Origin of the sequence: Cryobacterium sp. TMT2-42-4 (assembly GCF_004402645.1) — a bacterium.
Taxonomy (GTDB): domain Bacteria; phylum Actinomycetota; class Actinomycetes; order Actinomycetales; family Microbacteriaceae; genus Cryobacterium; species Cryobacterium sandaracinum.
Map to the genome: position 1 here is coordinate 147,804 of NZ_SOFT01000048.1, position 17,437 is coordinate 165,240.

Consider the following 17,437-nt stretch of genomic DNA (forward strand, 5'->3'; position numbering starts at 1 on the left):
GTTTGATATCCGGCAGATGTTGTGGCCAACTCAGGAGATCCGCTCGGGGCATGCCGGGCATCCGCGCAGGTTCCGCACTGGTCTGCGGCGGCTGGCGGACCCAGGCGGCGGATGTCCTGAGTTGGCCACACGCGCGGGCTCAGCCGGGCCTGACCGACGTACGTGTCCGGGGCGCCAGAATCGCCGTGGACTTCGTTCCGGGCTGAGTGGCTGCAGGGTGTCGGACTCGGAAAACCTGGGCGGTTGAACGCGGATTCATCCCGCGTCGCAGTCCCGGTCTTCACCGGTGCGGTCAGGGCCCGATCAGGTCAGGCCCGATCAGGTCAGGCCCGGTCGAGTCACGCCCGGTCGAGTCAGCCTCGGTCGACTCACCGCTCAGGCGGCGCCCTCGGCGACCGGCCGGCCCGATCCGGGGGCATTCGGGGCAGTCGTGGCGTTCGCGTTCGTCACGGCCGCCTCCCCGACGGCCGCCTCCCCGACGGCGGCCGCCGTGATCCGGTTGGCCATGCCGGTGAAGATGACGCCGTGGAAGGGCAGGATCGCGAACCAGTACAGCCGACCGCCCAGTCCCCGTGGGAAGAAGACGGCGCGCTGACGGTACACGGAGCCGCCGCCGGGCGCCGGATCCGCCGTCATCTCCAGCCACGCCCGGCCGGGAACGCGCATCTCGGCACGGAGACGCAGGAACCGGCCGGTGTCGATGCGTTCGACCCGCCAGAAATCCAGTACGTCGCCCGTATGCAGGTGGTCGGGGTTGCGACGGCCGCGGCGCAGGCCGACCCCGCCGACGAGCTTGTCCATCCAGCCGCGGATAGCCCAGGCCAGCGGGAATGAGTACCAGCCGTTGTCACCGCCGATGCTCTCGATCACGCGCCACAGGTCTTCCGGCTTCGCGGCGGTGTGCTTTTCCTTGAGGTCGGTGTAGACGAGGTGCCCGGCCCATTCGGGGTCGCTGGGCAGCGGGTTGCTCGACGCGCCCGCGATCGACGCGTTCCGCCAGCTGGTCTCGACGTCGCCGTCGCGCATGCGGCCGAGGGCCAGGCGCACGGCGGTGCGATAACCGGTGAGGCCCTCTTTCGGCTGGGGAATGTACTGATCGATGTCGCGCTCGTGCACCACACAGTCGTTCTGCAGACTGGCGATGATCGGCACGGCCAGGCTGCGCGGGATGGGCGTGACCAAATTGACCCACTGCGATGCGAGCCAGGGCGTGAACACGGGCAGGGACGCGATGGGGCGCTGGCGCAGGCCGGCCTCGAGGGCGTAGCCGTTCATCATCTGGCCGTAACGCAGCACGTCGGGGCCGCCGATGTCGAAGGTGCGGTTGACGTCGGCGGGAAGCTCCGCCGACGCGACGAGGTAGTAGAGCACGTCACGCACGGCGATCGGTTGGATCTTGTTGCGCACCCACTGCGGCGCCGGCATGTACGGCAAAACGTCGGTCAGGTGCCGGATCATCTCGAAGGACGTGGAGCCGGAGCCGATGACCACCCCGGCCTGGAGGGCTGCTGTCGGCACACCGGACTCCACCAGGATGCGGCCGACCTCTGCCCGGGAGCGCAGGTGCTGGGACAGCTCCTCGGTGTCCGGGTGCAACCCGCCCAGGTAGACGATGCGGGAGACGCCGGCCGCGGCGGCGGCCGTAGCCACGTTCGTGGCCGCGAGGCGTTCCGTGCTCTCGAAGTCGCCGCGGGTGCCCATCGAGTGCACCAGGTAGTAGAGCACATCGACCCCGGCGACGGCGGACCGCACACTGGCCAGGTCCCCGAGGTCACCCTCGGCGACCTCCACCTGTTCGACCCACGGGACATCCTTCAACTTCTGGGGTGTGCGCACGAGCACGCGCACGTCGTAGCCGGCTTCCAGCAGCAGGGGAACGAGCCGGCCGCCGATATACCCGGTAGCGCCGGTCACAAGTACACGTCGTTGCGTCGTCATGGCGAAAGCCTAGGGGCGGATGCTGGACTGACGCCGAGGATCGGGCAAACGGCCGCGCCGTGCTGAGCGGCGGCTGTGGGACGGGGCTGTGGATGACTCGCGCGGGCCCGCGCCGAGTGCGGCATCATCGCCGAATGACACTTCGACTCGACCCTCGGTATCCGGTCGTCTGGCGCACGCCCGACATTATCCAGGTCGGCGTCGACCGCCCGTTGGTCCTGATCACCGCCCTGAGCCCGGGACTCGAACGGGTGCTCGCGGCCCTGTTCGTGGGGGTGCCCCGCTCCGGAGCCCTGATGATCGGGCGTGAGGGCGGGGCCTCCGACGAGGCCGTCCTGGCGATGCTCCGCGCCCTGCGGCCGGCTCTTCTGGTCACCGCGGAGACTGGTCCGGGCCCGGCCCGGATTCCCGAACCGGTCGCCGTGACACCGCCGCCCAGAATCTGCGTCGACGGGCGCGGGCTCACGGCGGACCTGATCCGCACCCTGATCGGCACCCTGGGTCTGACCCTGGCCAAGGCCGACGACCCCGGCACCGGGCTGGCCGTGGTACTGGGTCACTACGCCCTAGAACCGGAGCGGCACGGGCGCTGGCTGCGCCGGGACATCCCGCACCTGCCCGTGGTCTTCAGCGACAGCGAGGTGCGGATCGGACCGCTGGTCGAGCCGGGGGTCGGCCCCTGCCTGTACTGCCTCGAGCTGGCGCACATGGATTCCGACCCGTCGTGGGCCGCCCTGGCCTGCCAGCTGCTCAGCCGCCGGGCACCCACGGAAACCCCCCGGGCCGGCATCGATGTGGCCGCCCTCGTCGCCGGGATCGGCCACGACCGGCTGGTCCTCGGGCGGTCCACCCTCACGGAGACCGCGCTCGTCTTCGACGCGGCGTCCGGCTCGCTCAAACGTCGTGGCTACCGGCCGCATGAGCGGTGCGGCTGCCGCACCGTTCCCGGGAACGTGACCGCGCTGCCCGGGGCCGGGCGCCCCGCCCGGGACTGACCGGACAGGTCCAGGTCAGACCCGGTCGCAGACCGGGGCCCAGATCAGGCTCGGGCGAGCCGGATCTCATGGTCGACTTTCCCGATCCCGGGGCACCGCTCAGGCCATCCAGGGAACGGAGCAGGGCCATCAGGTGCTCTCAGCCGACCGGGCCGTCGAGTCGGAGGCCGGGCGCTGAGTCGAAGACGAACCGGGCCCAGAGGCGGTAGCCGAGCGCGCTCGGGTGGAACTCGTCGCTGGCGAAGAAGCCCTCGACGTAGGGCGGCGGGGTCGGGATCGCGACGACCCCGTCGAGGCCGTCGACGGCCAGGCGGGCGCCGGTGTCGAGGCTCGCGGCGTGCCGCGCGAGGGTGGCGCGCAGGGGTTCGGGCAACAGCGCGAAGCGGTCGAAGCGCGGCATCAGCGACACGAGCACGGCCGCCTGCGGCGCCGCGGCCCGCAGGGCGAGCACGATTCGGCGCACATCGTTCGTAAAGGCGTTTCGGGAGCGCAGCCCCAGCGCATCGTTCGCACCGATGGTCAGCAGGGCCAGGTCGAAGGGCACGGCGGCGGCGTCCGTCACAAAGCGCGCGCGCACGTCCCGGGCCGTGGCGCCGTTCTCACCGATCGCCCGCCAGGTGCTGCCGCGGCCCCAGCGCTCGGCAACCTCGTGGGCGATCCAGCCCGGCAGGGCCTCGCTTTGGGTCTCGGCGCCCACGCCGGCAGCGGTCGAGTCGCCGAGCACGAGGATGCGCAGCGGGTCGGGGCCGGGCCGGAAACCGGTCCACGGGAGGGCGGCGTCGGGCAGCCGGGGCGTGTCGCGGCGCAGTCGGCGTGCCTGCGTCACCAGCAACGGCGCGTAGGGCACCGCAGCCAGGCGGGTGAACGGAAAAGTAGGCACGCCCCGAGGCTACCCCGCGCCGGTCTCAGGTACCGCGGACGGTGGGCGCACGCACGCCGCGGGCGCCGATCTCGGACAGGAACCGGGAACGCTCCCGGGGGCTGCGCTGCTGGTGGCCCGCGGCAGACCAGCTCAGGGACAGCCGTTTGCGTGCCCGGGTGATGCCCACGTAGAGCAGCCGGCGTTCCTCGTCGATCTGCTCGAAGGTGCCTGCGTAGCTGATCGGCACGAGTCCCTCGGACAGACCGATCAGGAAGACGGCGTCCCATTCGAGGCCCTTCGCCGAGTGCAGCGTCGCCAGGGTCACCGCGGACACCGTGGGTTCGTGCTGGCCGGCCTGGCGCTCCATCAGCTCGTCGGTGAACTGGCGGAATGTGGTCTCCGGGGCTGCCTGGTCGACGAGGCCCATGATCGCGTTCAGCGACTCCCACCGGTCGCGCACCGCGCCCTGGGCCTCCGGCGCACTCTGGCTCCAACCGAGGGAGCGCAGCACGTCGCTGACGGATTTGAACAGCGGTTCGCCGATGATCGAGACGGATGCCGCGCGCAGCTGCATCACCGCCTGCTTGACCTCGGCCAGGTCGAAGAAGCGCTTCGACCCGCGGATCTGATAGCTCACCCCGACGTCGCCGAGGGCCGTTTCGAGGAAGGCGGCCTGCACGTTCACCCGGAACAGCACGGCGATGTCCTCCGGGCGGGTGCCGCCCTCGATCAGCTCGACGATGTTCTGGGCGACGCCGCGGGCCTCGGCCATGTCGTTCGGGTACTCGCGCACGCCCGGCTCGGTGCCGATTTCGCTGGCGTGGGCGCGCAGGGTGAGGGCGCCGGTCCGCCCGCGCATGAGCTGGTTGGCGGTGGCGACGATCGACCCCGTCGACCGGTAGTTCTGCTCGAGGCGCACGACGGTGGCGTCCTCCCACCGCTTGGGGAAGTCGAGCAGGTAGTCGCTGCGGGCGCCCGCGAAGGAGTAGATGGTCTGGCTGGCGTCCCCGACGACGCAGAGGTCACGGCGCTGGCCCAGCCAGAGCGAGAGCAGGTCGTGCTGAAGCGGGGAGACGTCCTGGTATTCGTCGACGACGAAGAACCGGTACTGCTCGCGCACCTGCAGGGCGACGGATGGCTCGGCCTCGATCATCCCGGCCATCGCCAGGAGCACATCCTCGAAGTCGATCTGCTTGCGGTCGTCCTTGAGGCGCTCGTAGGACTCCATCATGGCCAGCACCTGGTCCACGTCGAGCCGGCCGGGCAGGCTGCGCTTGGCGATGCCGGCCCCATACGCCTCAATGCCGATTCCGGAGGTCTTTCGCCACTCGATCTCCGCGGCCAGGTCGCGCAGGGTTGCCGTGTCCAGCTTGAGCTTCAGGGTTTCGGCGGCGTGCCCGAGCAGGCGACCCTTGCCGTCGAGGATGCGGGGAGCCTGGCCGCCGACGACGTGCGGCCAGAAATAGTTCAGCTGCGACAGGGCCGCCGAGTGGAACGTGCGGGCGGCGACGCCCCCGGCGCCGAGTTGGCGCAGCCGGCCGCGCAGCTCCGCGGCGGCGCGGGCCGTAAAGGTGAGGGCCATCACCCGGTTCGGCGAGTACGCGCCGGTCATCACGCCGTAGGCGATGCGGTGGGTGATGGCCCGGGTCTTGCCGGTGCCGGCGCCGGCGAGCATGCACACCGGACCCACGAGCGCCTCGGCCGCCACCCGTTGCTGGTCGTCGAGGCCGGCCAGCAGGGAACCGGCGGTCAGCGCCATCCGTGCACCGTGTCGGGGCCGAAGTCGAGGGGTTCGCCGAGCCAGTGCTCGATGATCGCCCGGGCGATCGAGGAACGGCCGGGCAGGATGATGACGTCGCCGGAGGCCCGTAGCTCGTCGCGGCTGAACCAGCGCAGGTCAAGGATCTCCTCCCCGTCGGGGCGCAGAGCCGCCGGGGTCTGGCCGTCGGCGAGCCGGGCCGTGAAGCCGAACATGACCGAGGCCGGGAACGGCCACGGCTGGGAGCCGAGGTAGACCGGGTCGGCCACGCGCAGGCCGGATTCCTCGAACATCTCCCGGATGACGGCCGCCTCGAGCGACTCGCCCGGTTCGACGAAACCGGCCAGGAGCGCGTAGCGGTTGCCCTCCCAGAGGGCGTTCGAGCCGAGCAGGATGCGGTCGTCGGCGTCGGTGATCAGCACGATCACGGCCGGGTCGGTGCGCGGGAACACCTGGCCGCCGCAGTCGGGGCAGCGCCTCGTCCAACCGGCGTTCTCGACCAGGGTGGCCGTGCCGCAGCGCGGGCAGTGGGCGTGGGAGTCGTGCCAGTTCACGACGCCGAGCGTCTCGGTGAACAGTCCCGCGTCGCGGTCGGATAGGGCGGTCGCCACGGAGCGCAGGGACACCCAGAGGGACTCGTCGGGTTCGAGCGCCAGGGCCTCCTCGTCGGTCAGCACGGCCGCGACCAGCGGGGTGCCCACGGGCTCCGGCGCATCTTCGGCCAGGGAACGGCCGAGGTAGAGCCGGAACTCGCCGGCGGGAACTCGGTCGGGAGCCAGCAGGCGCAGTCGGGCGGGGGCGGCGGCCTCCATCAGCGCGGAGCCACGCCACAGCACGAGCAGGCGCGTGCCGGCATCCGTCTGCAGCGTGTTGAGCAACCCGGGGGTGGCGCGCGCCTCGCCGTCACGGTCGACCGCGTGACGGGAAAGCGGCAGACGGGAGGTGAACGCAAACGACATGGTGCTCCTCGGTCTCGGACAGACTGCCGAAGTTGTGTCGAGGCGTGGCGAACAACCGCGCCGAGGGGAAGTCGACCTAACCTAGTAGGTATGGTCAGATCCCCTCTCACTCTAGCCGCGCTGGCCACTGCCGCCGTCCCCGGTCTCGACGTCGTCCAGGTCCGTCTGCACGGCACCGTCGCGCGTTCTCGAGGAGCCAGCGGCGCGTTCGAATCCGCACTGCTGATCGACCGCGACGACCGTGCCCTCATCATCCGGGTCCCCGCCTCACAGGCCGCCGAAACCGAGCAGTCCGCCGATCTGGTAGCCCTGCGCGCGCTCACCGTCGGCAACCGCAGCCGGCTCCCCTTCGACGTGCCGCAATTCGTGGGCCAGGCGCCGCTCAGCGGCACCCGGGCCGTCGTCTACGAGTTTTTGGAGGGCGATTCCTTCGACGCGGATGCCCTCACCGGCCACGCGGGCGTGTCCGGTTCGATCGGCCGCGCCATCGCCGCGGTGCACTCACTGCCGACGGCCTTCGTCGGCACCGCCGGGTTGCCGCAGCAGAGCGCTCAGGAATGCCGTACCGGTACCATCGCCTTGATCGACCGGGCGGCCACCACCGGCTACCTGCCCGCCGCGATTCTGCGCCGCTGGGAACAGGCCACCGACGACGACGGGCTCTGGCAGTTCGCGCCCTGCGTGGTGCACGGGTCGTTGTCGGCCGACTCGTTCCTGATCACCGACGACTCCGTCTCCGGGGTTCTCGGCTGGTCCGCCCTGAGCGTGGGCGACCCGGCCCGCGACCTGCACTGGCTGCTTGCCTCCCGCGGGACGTCCGGCGAGACCGCCGTCGCGTCGTACGCGTCGGCTCGCCAGGGCAACGACCCGAGGATCACGCAGCGCGCGATGCTCTACGCCGAGCTGGAGCTGGCCCGCTGGCTACTGCACGGCACGGACACACGCAGCCAGAGGATCGTCGACGACGCCGTGGCCATGCTCGACGGTCTGGTGGACAACGTGCACCAGGCTACGTCGCATCCGTTGTCACCGGCCACCGGCCCGATCCTCGATGTTGCCGCGGTGGAGAGCATGCTCAAGTCCACACCGCGCGGCATCCCCCGCCGCGACCTGGGCGGTTCCATGCACACCGACGCCTACAACCTGTCGGAGTTCGGCGGCGAGTTCGAGGACGACGACGAGACCGGCTCCGGTTCGGGTCCAGGCTCGTCGTCCTCGTCATCGTCATCGTCATCGTCATCGTCATCGTCATCGTCCGACGATGCCACCACCGGCGCGATCGACACCGTGGGCGAAACCGTGGGCGACACCGCCCTCAGGCGAACGGACGACCAGGCCCGCACCAGGTCCTCCTCGGAGTAGAGCCGGTCCGGGGCGACGATCGTGTCGTCCGCGACGAAGTAGAACACCGCATCGACGATCTCCGGGTCGATGCCTTTCCAGCGCGCATAGGCGAGCCGGTACAGGGCCAGCTGGGTCTGCTTAAGCTCGAGGTCCACGGCGCTCGAAGGCGCCCGTCCGGTCTTCCAGTCGACGACCTGGTAGCCCGTCACGGTGCGGTAGACCGCGTCGAGCTTGCACACGAAGACCTGCCCGGCCAGCACGTGGTGGATCTCGATCTCGACCTCTTCGGGCTGCACCGACGCCCACGGCGACTGCTCGAAGGTGCGCTGCAGCCGTTCGAGCTGGGCCTGCTCCAGCGGCTGGTTCTGGTCGAGGTCGAGGTCGAAGGCGTCGGGGCCCTGGTCACCCAGATCCAGTTCGCTCTCGTCCGCGTCGATCAGGTCGCCGCCCGACGCCCCGCCGGCGCGCTGTTCCACCCAGGAGTGGAACAGAGTGCCCAGCCGGGTGGCCCGGTACGGTCGCTCGGGCATGGGGCGGCGCAGGGCGGCGGCCACCCCCACCGGGTCGTCGATGTAGTCCTTGAACCGCGAAGCCGGAATGCGCGTGGGCAGCGGGACGGGGCCCGCGCCGGCAAGGCGAAGCATCCGTTCCTCGAGCAGCAGGGTGACCGCGTGGGACCACCGGGTGTCGCGCTCGGTCTGTGCTTCGGCGCGCACCCGGGCGGCTGCGGCCTCGACGAGGGGCCGCCGCGTGCCGAGCGGGTCGAAGGGCCAGTGCTCATCGACGCGCTCCCCGGTGTCGGGTTTCTCACCGTACTCGCTGCCCTCCGGCAGCGCGGCGATCAGCCCGGCCTCGGCGAGCTCTTCAAGGTACCGACTGGGGGCGCGCACGGTGCTGCCGCCGCCCCAGTATGAACCGGTGAGCAGCAGCTCCTGCTGGGCGCGGGTCGTGGCCACATAGATCAGGCGCCGCTCCTCGTCGTCGTGGCGGGCGGCGAGCTGCACTTTATAGGCGTGAAATTCGGTGTCGAACGACAGCTGGGTCTCATGCTCCTGCCAGGCGAGCTCGGGCAGCTCGGCCCGGTCGCCGCGGAACGGGTAGGGCAGCTCACCGAACTTCAGCCAGCCGGCCCCGTCCCGGGTCTGCGCCGGCAGGCTCTTCTCGGTCAGGTTGGGGATGGCCACATAGTCCCACTCGAGCCCCTTGGCCCCGTGGATGGTGAGCAGTTGCACGGTGCCGCTCTCGCCCGGCTCGACCCGCGGGCCCAGGTCGTCGGAGGCGGCGGCCCTGCCCAGCCAGCGCAGGAAACCGGCGAGGCTGCCGACCTCGTCGCTGGCAAGGAAGGCGGTGACCGTGTCGTGGAAAGCGTAGAGGTTCGCGAGGCCCAGGCTGTTGGCCTCGTTGGCGACGAGTTCCACGTCGAGCAGGAGCTCCTGCTCGATCAGCCGCACGAAGTCCAGCAGCGGCAGGCCGGCCCGCGCGCGCAGCCAGGCCAGCTGGCGGCCGGCGGCCCGCACCCGGGCCCGGCCGGTGTCGCTGAAGCCCGCGAGCTGCCCGTGGGTCTCGGGGGCGGCAGCCACGAAGTCGAGGGCGTCGACGAGCGACGCGCCCTCGTCGACGGCGACGGATGCCCGCATCTTGTCTTTGAGTTCCCGCGTCACCGCCTGCTGGGCCCAGTCGTGTGCCGCCAGCCAGCGCGCCACGGCCGCGAGGTGCTGCAGGTCGCGGGGGCCGACCCGGTAGCGACCGCTGGCGAGCAGTCGCACCAGTTCGCTGCCGGCGGCGGGATCGTGCACGACCCGCAGCACACAGATGACGTCGGTGACCTCCGGGGTGGAGAGCAGGCCGCCGAGGCCGAGCACGTGGGCGCGGACGCCGTGCTCCCGCAGCACCTCGGCGAAGAACTCCATCTCGCGCCGGGCCCGGAAGAGCATCGCGCCGGTCTTGTCGGTGCCGCTGGTGAGGCGCTGGGCGAACCAGTCCGCCACGACCCGGGCCTCGTCGGCGATAGTCTCCAGCATCGACGCCTCGACCCGCCCGTTCGCCTTGCCGGCCGGCACCGCGAGGGTGCCGACCTGGATGCCGTCGGGCCGGGCCCGGAGCGCCTCGCTCAGCGGCGCCACCAGCGCGTTCGCGGTGTCGAGCACCGTGACCGGGTTGCGCCAGGTGACGGAGAGGCTCATCGACGGCGACTGGCGGTTGGAGAGTCCGGCGAAGCTCTGCGAGAAACCCAGCAGGTTCGCCGAACTGGCCCCGCGCCAGCCGTAAATGGACTGATGCGGGTCACCGACGGCCATCACCGGATGCCGGCTGAAGAGGGTGTGCAGCAGCTCGGTCTGCAGCACCGACGTGTCCTGGTATTCGTCGAGCAGCACCACCCGGTACTGGTCGCGGTAGCGAGCGACGACCTGCAGGGCCTTCTGGCTGACCTGCAGTGCGAGAGCCACCTGGTCGGAGAACTCGATCAGCCCGAGCCGGCGCTTCTCCACTGCGAAACGTTCGGCGAGCTCGAACAAAACCGGCAGCGGCTCCACCGCCGCGAGCGACTCGGCGACCGAGGCATACGGGATCTTCTTGCGCGGGTTGCCGTAGGGCAGGTCTCGCAGATAGCCGAAGCCGGCGGAGAGGCCGGTCAGGTCGTGCGGCGCGGCCGGAACGCCCGGAACGACGGGCGGGGGATTCTCGGCGAGGGAACGGCTGAAGGCGAGCACGGCATCCGTCACCGCGTCGATCTTCTTGCCGAAGGGTACGAGCCGGCTGTCGCCGTGCTCGATCACCACCCGGCGGGCCAGCAGCCAGGCGCTGGTCTCGCTGAGCAGCACCGACTCGGGTTCACGCCCGAGGAGCAGGGCGTTGTCGGTGAACAGGCGGCTGGCGAACGAGTTGTACGTCGACACCGTGGGCATGTTGAACAGGTCGGAGGAATCGATCGTGACCGCCCCCGCCGCGGGCGCCGGCGGCTTCGGCAGCAGCCCCTGCGCGTCGAGCTGGTCGATGCGGTCGCGGATGCGCTCGGACAGTTCGCCGGCGGCCTTGCGGGTGAAGGTGAGGCCGAGGATCTGGTCGGGCCGGGCGTGCCCGTTGGCGAGCAGCCAGAGCACCCGATTGGCCATGGTCTCGGTCTTGCCGCTGCCGGCCCCGGCCACCACGAGGGTGGGCGCCAACGGCGCCTCGATCACGGCCTGCTGTTCGTCCGTGGGGGGGAACATGCCCAGCGTCGTGGCGATCTGGCGGGCCGAGATGGGCGGCGGGGTGACGGACTGGTTCATGAGCTGACCTGCTTGATGACGTGGATTCGGCAGGACCCGTGCGAGCGCGGGTCGAGGCAGTGGGAACTGATTTCGGCGAGGAAGGTGGCGGCGCCCATGCCGGCGGCGTCCCAACCGACCCGGCTGCGGAATGCCGCAAGCTCCTCAGGGCTGAAGGTGGGCTGGGTGGGATTTCGGTAATTCTGCTTGACCGTGCCGCTGGACACGATCAGGAGGCGAGCGCCGGCGAGCGGCATTCCGGCGGGGATGCCCTCGATGGCACCCTCGCTGAACGCGAGCTGGTAGGCGCCGAGCTGCGGATGCAGGGCCACCCCGGCGTCGCTGATCGGGTCGCCGCGGCCCGTCTTCAGGTCGACGATGACCGCCCGCCCGTCGCCGAGCCGCTCGACCCGGTCGACCGTGCCGGACAGCACGGCGCCGTCGACGTCGAGCTGGAAGGTGCCCTCCGCGCTGAGCAGGCTGCCACCGCCGCGTTCGAAGTCGAGCAGGTAGGAGGCCAGCCGGTCGGTCAACGCGCGCGCCTCGACCTTCTGCACCCGGGACTGCCAGTCGGCGTCGAACTGAAGCTCACCCCAGCGCGCCTCGACGCCCTTCCAGAGCGCGTCGGGGCTATGAGTGGTGGAGTCCTCCATCACCTTGTGGATGATCGTGCCGAGGTTCGCGGCGGTGTTGGACGTGCCGCCGCCGACCTGCCCGATCACCCAGTGCAGCGGGCAGGTCTCGAAGGCCGCCATCCGCGACGGCGAGACGCGCACCGGGGCGTCGCCGACCTCCGGGTCGTTGAGCGGGCGCACGGTGCTGGGCTCGTTCAGGCCGTACCACTGGTCGGGAGCGGCACCGACCACGTTCTCCCGGGCCAGCCGGGCCAGGGTCGCTGCGGCATCCGTGGCCCGGCTCGCGGCCTCGTCGCCGTGGGCCGCGGTGCCCCGGGTCAAATCCCGGCGGAGCCGGCCCACCAGGCCGCGCAGGGAGAGCGGGTAGCGGCTGATGTCGCCGGTCTCCGGAGCCGTGTGCGGTACGGGCTTCGGCAGCAGCCGCAAAAAGACCGACGGCTGGTTCTCCTCGTTGTCGATGGCAGTCACCAGCAGTTCGCTGCGGGCGCGGCTGGCCGCCTGGGCGAACATGCGCAGCTCGTCGTGCAGAACGGTGGTGCGGGCGCCGGCCTCCTCCGGGCGCCGGCCGGCGGCGAGCGCGGCCAGGTCGCCGGCTCCGAGCAGCGAACCACGGATGCGCAGGTCGGGCCAGACGTTCTCCTGCACCCCGGCGATGACGACGACGTCGAATTCACGGCCGATCAGGCCGCTCGGGGTCGACACCACGACCGCGTCGCCCAGCGCGCGCGGGGCGAGGGTGTCTTCGGGCACGTCGGTGTCGACAAGGTGTTCGAGGAACAAAACCGGCGGGGCGGTCGGGGTGCGCTCCACGTAGCGCTGCGCGGCGGAGAAGAGCTCCACCACGGCGTCGAGGTTGTGGTTGGCCTCGTCGGCGACAATGCCCGTGCCGGTGGACTGGTCCTTCCACTCCCGGGCGAGGCCGCTTCGTTGCCAAAGACCCCAGAGCAGTTCCTCGATCGTGGCGCCGGCAGCGTATTCCACGGCGGCCGCCCGGAGGCTCTCCCCGCAGCTGGCGGCCCGGCGGGCCGTGCGGTTGTCGATGGCGGCGAACAGGCCGGGGTCGCCGAGGGCCTCCACCAGGAGCTCGTCGGCGGAGCGATTCCGGTCACTGCTGAGTTCCTGTTGGCGCAGCGCGGCACGCAGGCGCCGCAGGGTGATCGGGTCGAGGCCGCCGAGCGGGCCGCGGAGCAGCAGGGTCGCCTCCTCGGGCCCCAGGGGTGTGCGGCCCAGGGTCAGTTCGAGCGCGAGGATGAAGGCCCGCACGGCGTAATCGTCGCGGAGCGCGGTCTGCGCCGACGACACCTGGGTGGGCACCTCGAGCGCGGCGAGCCCCTTGGACAGGGCGGGCACGAGCGAGCCGCTGCGCACGACGACCGCCATCTGACCCCACGGAATGCCGCCGAGCACGTGCCGCTCCCGCAGCCGGCGGGCGATCACGGCGAGCTGGTCGGCGGGGCTGTCCGCGAGCATGGTCTGCACGGGGTTCGGCTCCCCGGCAGGCTCGGCCTGGTCCGCCTGCCCTCCAGGCTGGACTGCCTGCGCGGCCGGGTCGGCCACGCCGACGGCGAACCGTTGAGTGCCGGCCGAGGCCGCGCCGATGCGATGCGTGATCCCCCGCACCACCCCGCGGATGGCCGCGTCGTGCCGGTACACCGTGCTGAGAACCAGGGTCGGCAGTACGGCGCCGGACAGGTACGCGCCCAGTCGGCCGAGGGCATCCGGGTGGGCGCCGTGGAAGGAACCGGTGCTGATATCGGGGTCGCCGAACGCAATGACGCCCACGCCGCGCGCCGCGAACTGCGCGAGCAGGGTCAGGTTGGCCTGGGTAAGTTCCTGCGCATCGTCGAGCAGGATCAGGCGCAGGCCGCCGAGCGAGCCGAGCGCCGCGGAACCGGCCGGGGCCCGGGCCACGATGGCCGCGGCGAACTGGGCCAGTTCGGTGGAGTCGTACTGGCCGGGGCGGGACTGGTCTTTCACGTCGTCGTAGCCGCGGATGAACTCGGCCGCGGCCACCCACTCCGGGCGTTGCTCGCTGCGGCCGAGAGCCGCGAGCGCCTCCGGGGTGACGCCGTATTCGACGGCGCGCATCATCAGGTCGCGCAGCTGCGTGCGGAACCCGCGCAGGCTGCGCACCTCGGCGCCGAGGGTGTCGGGCCAGTCCGGTGCGGCGTGCCGCGACTCAGGGTGCGACTCGATGTGCTGCGACTCGCCCTGCACTTCGGCCTGCTGCGCTTCGGCGTGGTCCTGTCGGTGCCCCTCGAGCAGCTCGGCGATGATCTGGTCTTGTTCGCCGCCGGTGAGCAGGGTGGGAGCCGCGCCTCCCTCCCGGGCCACGGCATCCCGCACGATCTGGAACGCGACCGAGTTCGCGGTGCGGGCCAGCGGGCCGTTGGTGGGCACGCCGAGGCGCAGCGCGAGCCGGTCGCGCAGGGCCGTCGCCCCCGTGCGAGTGGGCACCAGCACAAGCACCTCGTTGGGCGAATACCCGTGGTCGCGCACGCACTCGGCGACGAGTTCGACCAGCGTGGTGGTCTTGCCGGTGCCGGGTGCGCCGATCACGGCGGCGCCGACTCCCGGGATGTGGCGTCGACCACCGGGCAGGGCAGGCTGCGCTACCAGCGCCAGAACGGCGCGTTGCGAGTCGTCGAGAACGACCGGTTCTTGCTCGGTGCGAAGCGGGAATCCCAGGGTTGTCACGTTTTCAAACGTAACGGGTTGCGCCGACAGTGAACGATGTCGGCCCGGTACGCGGTTCTGTCGTAATCTGGGCGCTTAGGCAACGAAAGGCGCATCTGGTGGATATCCGCATTGGCATCTTCAATTCTCCCCGTGAGATTGGCTTCGAGACCTCACAGCCCGCGAACGAGGTCGAGGAAACGGTCGCTGCCGCCCTCGCCGGACAGACCGGGTACCTGAAGCTCTCCGACAGCAAGGGCAAGGTCTACATCGTTCCGACCGTCGGGCTCGCGTACGTGGAGCTGGGCTCCGAGGAGTCCCGCCGCGTCGGCTTCGTCGCCTGACCAACCGTGGAACTGCTCTTCATCGCCCTCGGCGGTGCGGTTCTGGGGATTGCCGCACGGTATGCCATTCCGGGGCGCCGCGCACACGGCGCTGTCCTCGTCCCGGCGATCGGCACCATGGTCGCGTCCGTCGTCTGGGTGGCGCTGACCTGGCTCGGCGTGCCCTGGGACGGTGGCTGGATCTGGTGGGTCACCCTCGGGGTGACCGCACTGGCATCCGTCGCAGCCGACCTGGCCCTGGTGCGCACGCGCACCGCCGGGGATGAGCGGATGCTGCACACCCTGATGCGCGACGGGCACCCGGCCGGCGCGTGACGACGGCTCCCGGGCGGCGGGGGCCGGCGGTCAGGCGGTCAGGCCGAGCCCGTCCATTCGCCGCGTGTGCGCGGCGATGAGCTCGGTGAACACGGGTTCGATCCGGGACTCGGCGGCGGTGATGCCCTCCATCGGCAGAGCCGAGCGTGCGACCAGCAGGGTGTCCCCGACCAAGCGTCGTCCCCACAGGGCCAGGTGCGACCCAAGCGCCGGGGCGGCCCCGATGGCGGCCTTCAGATGGGTGACGAGAACCTCCGTGCCGGCATCCTGGCCGAGCAGGTGCGCCACCCGCGGGCCCACGTCGCCGGGCAGCCCGTCGGACAGCCGGATGAAGAAGTCGTCGAGCAGTCCCCCGGCGAGATAGCAGCTGAGCAGCAGCTCGTTCCAGTCGGCGCCGGCCGTCTGCCCGCGGAACGCGTCGAGGTGGGGCGCGAACGGGGCCATCACCTCGGACGGCTCACCGCCGCGGCGACGGATCTCGGCCACGAGCCCCTGGTGCTTGGCGAGGGCCCGGCCGGCGGCGACGCTCAGCGCCTCCTTCGCGGTGAGGTCCGGAGCGATCGCGATGGCCAGGGCGAGGTTCTCGAACATGCCGAGTTGGAAGTACGCCGCCTGGCCGAGGTAGGGCAGCAACTCCGGCGTGAAACCGGCGATGTCCATTTTCGTGGTCGACTGGCGTGCCCGCCGCGCCGGTTGCCGGGGTGCCTCCACGCGCTTCCCGCGTCGACCAGTCCACATGATCACAGGCCCAGCTTAGGACAGTGTCGCGCCGGCACCGCGGGTTCCGGCCCACGCTGGGCGAATCGGCGCGTCCGGGTCCGGTATAAGAGACTTCACAGGGCCGCCCGATAGGCTGGGACCACGCCATCGGCATGGATCGATGGCCAGGTGCCCGAAGCAAAAGACGGGCGCATCCCGCTTCCAGCTAATGACAAGGCAATAATTCGTGACTTTCTCCGAACTCAACATCGACCAGGACATGGTTCAGGCTCTCGCTGATAAAGGCATCATCGAGCCCTTCCCCATCCAGGTGCAGACCATCCCCCTCGCCCTGAGCGGCCAGGACATCATCGGTCAGGCCAAGACCGGCACCGGCAAGACCCTCGGCTTCGGCCTTCCGATCATCCAGCGACTCGGGCTCGACCCCGCCCCCGGCGTGCAGGTACTCGTCGTCGTCCCGACCCGCGAGCTGTGCGTGCAGGTCTCCGAAGACCTCGAGATGGCATCCAGCAACCGCAACACCAAGGTTGTCTCCATCTACGGCGGCAAGGCGTACGAAGGTCAGATCGAGGCTCTCAAGGCCGGCGCGCAGATCGTCGTCGGCACCCCCGGCCGACTCCTCGATCTCGCCAGCCAGCGTCTGCTCAGCCTCGCCAACGTGAGCGAGATGGTGCTCGACGAGGCCGACAAGATGCTCGACCTCGGCTTCCTCGCCGACATCGAGAAGCTGTTCTCGCAGACGCCGTCCACCCGCCACACGATGCTGTTCTCGGCCACGATGCCGGGCCCGATCGTGGCCCTCGCGCGCCGATTCATGAACCGCCCGATCCACATCCGTGCGTCCGACCCCGACGAGGGCCTGATGCAGGCCAGCATCGAGCACCTTGTCTACCGCGCGCACAACATGGACAAGGACGAGGTGATCGGCCGCATCCTGATGGCCGAAGGGCGCGGCAAGACCGTGATCTTCACCCGCACCAAGCGCGCCGCCGCCAAGCTGGTCGAGGAGCTCGGCGATCGCGGCTTCAACGCCACGGCCGTGCACGGTGACCTCAACCAGGAACAGCGTGAACGCGCCATGGCCTCCTTCAAGGCCGGCAAGAAGGACATCCTGATCGCCACGGATGTCGCCGCGCGCGGCATCGACGTAGACGACGTCACCCACGTGATCAACCACACCATCCCCGAGGACGAGAAGGCCTACCTGCACCGCGTGGGACGCACCGGCCGTGCGGGCAAGACCGGCATTGCGGTCACGTTCGTCGACTGGGACGACATGCACAAGTGGACGCTGATCAACACCGCGCTCGACTTCGGCACGCCGGTTCCGATGGAGACCTACTCGTCGTCGCCGCACCTCTACGCCGACCTGAACATCCCGGTCGGGTCGAAGGGGCGCCTCCGCGCCTCCCCCATCCGAGAGACCGCCGCCTCGGCTGCACGCACGGGTGGCGCAGGCCGCACCGGCGGCTCCGGCCGCTCCGACTCGGGCCGCTCTGACTCCGGCCGTTCCGGCGGGGGCCGCGCCGGTGGCGAATCCGGTCGCTCGGGCGCCGGTCGCTCCGGCGCCGGTCACACCGACGCCGCACGCTCGGGCGCGAGCCACTCCGGCGAGCAGGCCGGCAGTCGCCCGCCGCGCTCG

Annotated in this window: 11 protein-coding genes and 1 pseudogene; 5 read left to right on the forward strand and 7 right to left on the reverse strand. The window is 70.9% G+C overall.

The genetic code is table 11. The features are described from left to right. Positions 1-375: 375 nt before the first annotated feature. The gene (locus E3O18_RS15870) at positions 376-1,938 is read right to left on the reverse strand and encodes an SDR family oxidoreductase (RefSeq protein WP_134394764.1); all 1,563 of its coding nucleotides are present in this window, start codon (positions 1,936-1,938) and stop codon (positions 376-378) included. A gap of 134 nt (positions 1,939-2,072) precedes the next feature. Here E3O18_RS15870 and E3O18_RS15875 point away from each other — a divergent pair, with 134 nt between their 5' ends. Continuing rightward, the gene (locus E3O18_RS15875) at positions 2,073-2,933 is read left to right on the forward strand and encodes a hypothetical protein (protein WP_134394765.1); all 861 of its coding nucleotides are present in this window, start codon (positions 2,073-2,075) and stop codon (positions 2,931-2,933) included. 139 nt (positions 2,934-3,072) lie between these two features. Here the strand turns inward: E3O18_RS15875 and E3O18_RS15880 are convergent, their stop codons facing one another. From E3O18_RS15880 to nudC, 3 genes are read right to left on the reverse strand one after another with little or no spacing between them, the layout of a single operon-like run. Beyond that, positions 3,073-3,813 carry an SGNH/GDSL hydrolase family protein gene (locus E3O18_RS15880; protein ID WP_134394766.1) on the reverse strand — a complete coding sequence of 247 codons (741 nt, stop codon included), beginning with the start codon at positions 3,811-3,813 and terminating at the stop codon, positions 3,073-3,075. A gap of 25 nt (positions 3,814-3,838) precedes the next feature. After that, positions 3,839-5,554 (reverse strand): ATP-dependent helicase, encoded by a 1,716-nt coding sequence (locus E3O18_RS15885; RefSeq protein WP_134394767.1) that lies wholly within the window; start codon positions 5,552-5,554, stop codon positions 3,839-3,841. After that, entirely contained in the window at positions 5,545-6,513 is a 969-nt protein-coding gene (gene nudC / locus E3O18_RS15890; protein ID WP_134418482.1) for an NAD(+) diphosphatase, read from the reverse strand. The genes E3O18_RS15885 and nudC overlap by 10 nt, the downstream gene beginning before the upstream one ends. A gap of 90 nt (positions 6,514-6,603) precedes the next feature. Here nudC and E3O18_RS16690 point away from each other — a divergent pair. Beyond that, positions 6,604-7,359 (forward strand): annotated as a pseudogene (locus E3O18_RS16690) (phosphotransferase); the annotation flags it as partial. 290 nt (positions 7,360-7,649) lie between these two features. On the opposite strand, the gene E3O18_RS15900 reads toward E3O18_RS16690, so the two are convergent. Beyond that, a complete protein-coding gene (locus E3O18_RS15900; protein ID WP_134394770.1) occupies positions 7,650-11,126 on the reverse strand; it encodes an ATP-dependent DNA helicase in 3,477 nt (1,158 codons plus the stop codon). Further along, entirely contained in the window at positions 11,123-14,437 is a 3,315-nt protein-coding gene (locus E3O18_RS15905) for an ATP-dependent DNA helicase (RefSeq protein ID WP_134418484.1), read from the reverse strand. Before E3O18_RS15905 ends, E3O18_RS15900 begins: the two co-directional genes overlap by 4 nt. Before the next feature lie 98 nt (positions 14,438-14,535). On the opposite strand from E3O18_RS15905, the gene E3O18_RS15910 reads away from it, so the two are divergent. Both E3O18_RS15910 and E3O18_RS15915 read left to right on the forward strand, forming a co-directional pair. Beyond that, complete coding sequence (locus E3O18_RS15910) at positions 14,536-14,760, forward strand: DUF3107 domain-containing protein (protein ID WP_104101050.1); 225 nt, start codon at positions 14,536-14,538, stop codon at positions 14,758-14,760. Between the two features lie 6 nt (positions 14,761-14,766). Then, complete coding sequence (locus E3O18_RS15915; RefSeq protein WP_134394772.1) at positions 14,767-15,075, forward strand: hypothetical protein; 309 nt, start codon at positions 14,767-14,769, stop codon at positions 15,073-15,075. A 30-nt stretch (positions 15,076-15,105) separates the two neighbouring features. Here the strand turns inward: E3O18_RS15915 and E3O18_RS15920 are convergent, their stop codons facing one another. Further along, a complete protein-coding gene (locus E3O18_RS15920; protein ID WP_174720100.1) occupies positions 15,106-15,735 on the reverse strand; it encodes a ferritin-like fold-containing protein in 630 nt (209 codons plus the stop codon). Between the two features lie 286 nt (positions 15,736-16,021). Between E3O18_RS15920 and E3O18_RS15925 the strand changes: the two genes are divergently transcribed. Further along, a partial coding sequence (locus E3O18_RS15925; protein WP_174722123.1) for a DEAD/DEAH box helicase occupies positions 16,022-17,437 on the forward strand: 1,416 nt, incomplete at its 3' end.

Coding starts and splice junctions, on each gene's coding strand:
- E3O18_RS15870 (WP_134394764.1), bottom strand. CDS start 1,938: ATGACGACGCAACGACGTGTACTTGTGACCGGCGCTACCGGGTATATC.
- E3O18_RS15875 (WP_134394765.1), top strand. CDS start 2,073: ATGACACTTCGACTCGACCCTCGGTATCCGGTCGTCTGGCGCACGCCC.
- E3O18_RS15885 (WP_134394767.1), bottom strand. CDS start 5,554: ATGGCGCTGACCGCCGGTTCCCTGCTGGCCGGCCTCGACGACCAGCAA.
- nudC (WP_134418482.1), bottom strand. CDS start 6,513: ATGTCGTTTGCGTTCACCTCCCGTCTGCCGCTTTCCCGTCACGCGGTC.
- E3O18_RS15900 (WP_134394770.1), bottom strand. CDS start 11,126: ATGAACCAGTCCGTCACCCCGCCGCCCATCTCGGCCCGCCAGATCGCC.
- E3O18_RS15920 (WP_174720100.1), bottom strand. CDS start 15,735: ATGGACATCGCCGGTTTCACGCCGGAGTTGCTGCCCTACCTCGGCCAG.